The organism is Nocardia sp. GP40 (assembly GCF_050434125.1).
Taxonomy (GTDB): Bacteria; Actinomycetota; Actinomycetes; order Mycobacteriales; family Mycobacteriaceae; genus Nocardia; species Nocardia albiluteola.
Window position 1 is genome coordinate 807,896 of sequence record NZ_JBNPVW010000001.1, and the last position, 500, is coordinate 808,395.

Genomic DNA, 500 nt, shown 5'->3' on the forward strand with positions numbered 1-500 from the left:
ATGGACGACATCGTGATCGATGAGGCCGCGCGCAATCGCTTGTCCGATGCCATGGAGCATCTCAAGGCGCAGATGACCACGCTGGTCGAATCGCACCAGCAGTGGGCCGAACTCACTGCAACGGGTTCCGCGGGCAATAGCAGGGTCACCGTCGTGGTGAACGCCAACGGCGTGGTCATCGAGACCAAGTTCGCCAACGACATCGATGACCTGGACTACCCGGAGATCGCCGCCGCGGTGACCCAGGCACATCAGAATGCCGTCGCCGAGTTGACCCGTAAGACCGCAGACCTGATGGAACCCGCGTACGAACAGGCCATGGCCGGGGTGGGCCTCGAGGATCTGGTGCCGGGTCTGCCCGACCCGCTGGATCCGCTGTCCGCATTGGTACGGCCCGACACCGAGCAGCCCGCCGGCGAAGCGGGCGACGATACGGGTGGCCGCGGCGTGCTGCGCCGGTCCTGGTGATCGTGGAACCGGGGCGTAGGTAGAGACCGACA

1 protein-coding gene is annotated in these 500 nt (G+C 65.6%); it reads left to right on the plus strand.

Annotated features, from left to right (window positions below):
• Complete coding sequence (locus ABH933_RS03590) at positions 1-468, plus strand: YbaB/EbfC family nucleoid-associated protein (protein ID WP_429415157.1); 468 nt, start codon at positions 1-3, stop codon at positions 466-468.
• The last annotated feature ends 32 nt before the right edge of the window (positions 469-500 follow it).

What these genes read in the sequence shown, in the direction of transcription:
- ABH933_RS03590 (WP_429415157.1), top strand. Translation starts at nt 1, where the DNA reads ATGGACGACATCGTGATCGATGAGGCCGCGCGCAATCGCTTGTCCGAT.